At 40.6% G+C, this 4,431-nt stretch carries 5 protein-coding genes; all 5 read left to right on the top strand.

The genetic code is table 11. The features are described from left to right. Positions 1–386: 386 nt before the first annotated feature. From HUS62_RS22060 to HUS62_RS22080, 5 genes are read left to right on the top strand one after another with little or no spacing between them, the layout of a single operon-like run. Positions 387–752 (top strand): hypothetical protein, encoded by a 366-nt coding sequence (locus HUS62_RS22060; protein WP_175081167.1) that lies wholly within the window; start codon positions 387–389, stop codon positions 750–752. A gap of 3 nt (positions 753–755) precedes the next feature. Then, on the top strand, positions 756–1,052 hold the full coding sequence (locus tag HUS62_RS22065) for a type IV conjugative transfer system protein TraL (RefSeq protein WP_036973922.1): 297 nt from the start codon (positions 756–758) through the stop codon (positions 1,050–1,052). Positions 1,053–1,061: 9 nt separating this feature from the next. Next, a complete protein-coding gene (locus HUS62_RS22070; protein ID WP_118845377.1) occupies positions 1,062–1,772 on the top strand; it encodes a TraE/TraK family type IV conjugative transfer system protein in 711 nt (236 codons plus the stop codon). Further along, positions 1,773–2,906: a type-F conjugative transfer system secretin TraK gene (locus HUS62_RS22075; protein WP_175081168.1), complete on the top strand. Its 1,134-nt coding sequence runs from the start codon at positions 1,773–1,775 to the stop codon at positions 2,904–2,906. 11 nt (positions 2,907–2,917) lie between these two features. Next, the gene (locus tag HUS62_RS22080) at positions 2,918–4,306 is read left to right on the top strand and encodes a TraB/VirB10 family protein (RefSeq protein ID WP_175081169.1); all 1,389 of its coding nucleotides are present in this window, start codon (positions 2,918–2,920) and stop codon (positions 4,304–4,306) included. Positions 4,307–4,431: the final 125 nt, after the last annotated feature.

A 4,431-nucleotide genomic window follows, 5' to 3' on the forward strand; every position in this document is an offset into this window, starting at 1 on the left:
TGACAATCATCTAGCTCTGCCCAAGATTTAGCGTCGTACCGGCCATCCGGTAATAGATAAGCATCATCTTTATTCAAATCATCCTGCGTAACTTCTGCAAATACACGATTAATATCTACACCTACCATTAACTTATCCCTAATTTCATTCTTATAATTTAATACTCTCAAATAACCTGTAATTGTCTAGTTAATGAGCCTAAATAGCTTTAACTGGCAAGTGCACATAAGCGATTACACTGAGCGCCATCGAATTAATTATCACCCAAATATCTAATTCCCCAATTTTTATTCAAATTTAAATAAAAATCCGGCTTTATGCTGTTTTTAAGAGTTTAAGATTAATTCGACTTTAACGTTGAACATTAACTCTTAAGAGGTTTAAAAATGGAACTAACCAACCAATCACACATTGTTGAAGCACCAACAATCACCAAAAAAATGTCTACAGCTAAAAAAGCTACCATCGCACTGATGGTAATCTCTTTAGCTCTATTAATTTCACAAGGCGTAATGGCTGCAGCCCCAACTTCTGGTGACTTCCTATACGGAGTTTACAATGAAGTAGTTGGCTGGTTAACCGGCGCACCTGGCATCATCATTTCAATTTTCACATTTGGCTTTGCTGCTTTCCAAGGCATTATGAAGCAGAACTATGCTACTTGTGTGGGTGCATTCCTTATCGCACTGCTATTTGCAAATGCACAAGATGCTGTTGAGTACTTCCTAACTGCTTCAGTTGGAGTGCTTTAAACCATGGAAACGCCCAATCGCTACCGCTGCAAGACCCACATCAACCAACCGCTATTAATCTTGTTTGTATTTACTAAAGAGCAAGTAATACCGTTGATGGCCGCAGTAGCGATTGGCATGGTGACAAAACAGACCTTTATCCTTGTATGCCTAGCCATGGCATACATTTATATCTCTCAAAAGGTTAAAGGCCGATTCCCTAAAGCCTATGTTAAACACAAGCTTTGGTCTTATGGGTTCATCTTAACCAATCAAAGCAAATCAATTGCAGATCCAGTTAAACGTACATACCACCGCTAAGGCAAGAAAATGCTTGATGATAAATCCGCTTCAGTTCGAAGCTTCAAATCGATGGTTGCATCTAACAACATAAGCCGAGTAGCTAACCTATTTTTATCCATTACAGTTGCTCTAAGCGCTTTAACACTGTTTTTCAAAGACAGTGAAGTCGTTGTTATCCCAGAACAGAATTACTTTGGTGAGCTTACAATTCAAGGCGATAAAGCTAACCAGAATTACCAACAAGCATGGGCCTACAGCGTTTCTACTCTAATAGGCAACATTAACTCGCAAAACATCGATTTTGTAAAAAAGATAATGATGAAAATGTTATCTCCACAACTACAAGTTGAAATCGAGCCAATGCTAGATAAGCAAGCTGAAATGATAAAAATGCGTGATATACGACAAGTTTTTATTGCCGACGACCTAATTCATGAGCCTGAAACTGATTTAATCACCATTTGGGGCCAAAAAATCACTTTCATTGGTGGAGAACCCAAAGCAGATACGAAGTGGAGCTACGAATTTAAGATCACCGCAAGAAATGGAAGACCTAAAATCACCCACTTAGATCAATATCCGGGCACCCCAAGAAAGCGAAAACAAGCGATGGAAGCGCGTGGCGATGCTGAACCGGGAACTTTAGAGTCGCAACCTTACTATGACAGTGAACTGGAGATAGGGGTGCTAGAAGCTGCAAAAGATCTGAAAGTGAAAGAACAACAGGAGAGCAACTAGATGAAAATGAAATCAATACTTTTAGCCATTGGTTGTGCGTCTAGTACATTCACCTTCGCTAATGATGCAACTGAAAATCCAAGTGATACATTCAAGCTACCAACAGAAGTAGTAAATGAACAACCTATTCCGGTTACAAAACAAGCCATATTTGAAGCGGCTAAAAACGGCATTAAATTAGATAGTCGAAGTGAGCCTGCAATGAAAACAGTTTCACCTCAAGATGAAATCAATCAAATTGCCGATAACGTAAAACCAAACGGAATGATGAATGAAGCTGACTTTAACCAATACCAGCAGCCACAAACTGCACAGTCAATTCGCTCAGGTAATGGGTACTCATTCCTAGATATCGTTAAATCAAAATACAAGCCAACCCAAAACCTTAGCAACCTTGAACCGGGTGCTAATATCGCTGTACCTGTAGCTGTCGGCTTGACGAATCCAATCATAACTAATTTTAAGATGGTTGCTGCTAGAACCCACGACGAAGAATCAGTCATTGAATTAGAAGATGGCCGTTTATACATCACTTTAAACTCACTTAAGCCTGTTGCTTTAATGTTGTTTGAAGAAGGTGTTCCAGAGTCAATGATTAATCTTACATTGGTACCAATGGAAGCGATGCCGGTTGTTGTAAATGTCGATGTGAATCTTTCAAAAACGATGCAATACAAAGGCGCAAATCACAGAGCAGAAATAAAAGAGCAAGAAGCATTAGCTGAAGCGTCTTTAACTGAAGGCCACGTCGCAAATGTGGAAACAGATCGAGTAGCGCGTATTAAGCAGATTCTAAAACCTGTTGGTAAAGGTGAAATACCACAAGGTTTTTCACTTTCTCATGATGTATCAAAAGCAATGCACCAACCTTGCGGCTTAACCATTAGTCAGCAAGTACTACAGCGAATTGTCGGTCCAAGAGAAGTTGTTGATGTAGTCAGAGTCCAAAATACAACTACACGCCCCTATACAATTCGTGAACAAATGTGCGAGTCACGTGATGTTATGGCCGTTGCCATTTACAACAAATCACTACTTCAACCTGGCGAAGCAACAGAAGTTTATATCCTGCGAGACAAATTGCGCCAAAGCATTGTTAACACTAACTCTAAACGTCCTCGTGTAATCAACTAAGGCTGGTGGAAATGAGCATTAAAAAACAATGGGAAAATCCCAAAGTTAGAAAGTTTGCAGCAATACTGGTGATTATTCCTATTGCGTTCTTTGGTTATAAGTCGATGTCTTCAAGTGATAATAAAACCAGTCTGCAGGACAGAATTGCAGCAAGACAAGCTGAAGACCGCCTTGATGGAAAGGGTAAAGTACGCGGGCTATTTGATTCAGAAAGCATTGCTAACATCGATAAAAACGAATTCGACGAAATCTATGACAAGTCTGTAGACTCAATTCGCAGAAAAGAGCGTGAGGTATATACAGAAAAAGAGCGTGTACTTGAGATGGTTCAGCAACAGCAGCAAAGCATCGATGACCTGACGCTAAAATTGAAAGATTACGAGCGCCAACTGGAAGTGCGCGATAGAGCATATGCAAATACCCAACATAATAGACAATCAAATGGTGGCTCACGCTCAAATTACAACACTTCATACTCTGGTGCAGAGCAAGGGCAACAAGCTATAGCTGATGCACCACAACAGTACGATGAGAGGGTCTTTGACAGAACCCCTACTCAGCTTGTTACTGCAAAACCACAAATCGAAGGCCGTGTTATTAGAACTATCACCCAACGCAGCGTTCGAAGCATTAAGAGTTCGGGTGTTGTTGAAGAAAAACAGCAAAAAGATTTGTTGATCACACAACAAAGTCTAAAACCTGAAAAAGAGGTCCAAAAGAAAAGCGATCCAAATGAAGGTGGACTAATTGATTCTAACGAAGGCGTTGTTTATTTGCCTGCAGGCTCATTCTTCTCTGGTGTTTTACTTACTGGTTTGGATGCTCCAACACAGCTTGCAGCCAAATCTTCTCCTATGCCGGTTGTTATCCGAGTTAAAAAAGAAGCTATCTTGCCTAACCATTTCACTTTAGATATTCGCGAGTGTCACGTTATTGGCCAAGCAATCGGGGATTTATCAAGCGAAAGAGCGCATATCCGCGCACAATCAATTACATGTGTACGTAATGACGGTAAGAGTGTTGAAAGCGCGATTCAAGCGAATGCAGTCTCTGACTTTGATGGCAAACTTGGTATAGCCGGCAGACTTGTAAGCAAAAATGGCAACCTCTTAGCAGGCTCTATGGCAGCTGGATTTATGAGTGGCATTTCTGAAGCTGTTGCACCTCAACGAACTACATCAATCAATACGTCAGGTGGTGATAGAGCGGTATGGGAATCAGTAGACTTAGGCTCCGTTGCTTCCGCTGGTGTGTTCCAAGGCTCAGCTGATGCTATGGATAGACTAGCTGAATACTACATCGCTTTAGCAGAACAGATTCACCCAGTAATTGAGATATCACCGGGACGTTCAATTACATTCGCTGTGCTATCTGGCACTAAACTCAAATTAGGTGATTAAACAATGAATGACTATATAAAAATGATTCTTATAAGCCTAGTAATGCACGGCTAGCGCATTTTAATCCCAGATTCTAACAGGGTTGAGCGATAATCATCGTCTAGCCCTGCCATTTTCTTTTTTCT

Origin of the sequence: Pseudoalteromonas sp. 0303, from assembly GCF_013349995.1 — a bacterium.
GTDB lineage: Bacteria > Pseudomonadota > Gammaproteobacteria > Enterobacterales > Alteromonadaceae > Pseudoalteromonas.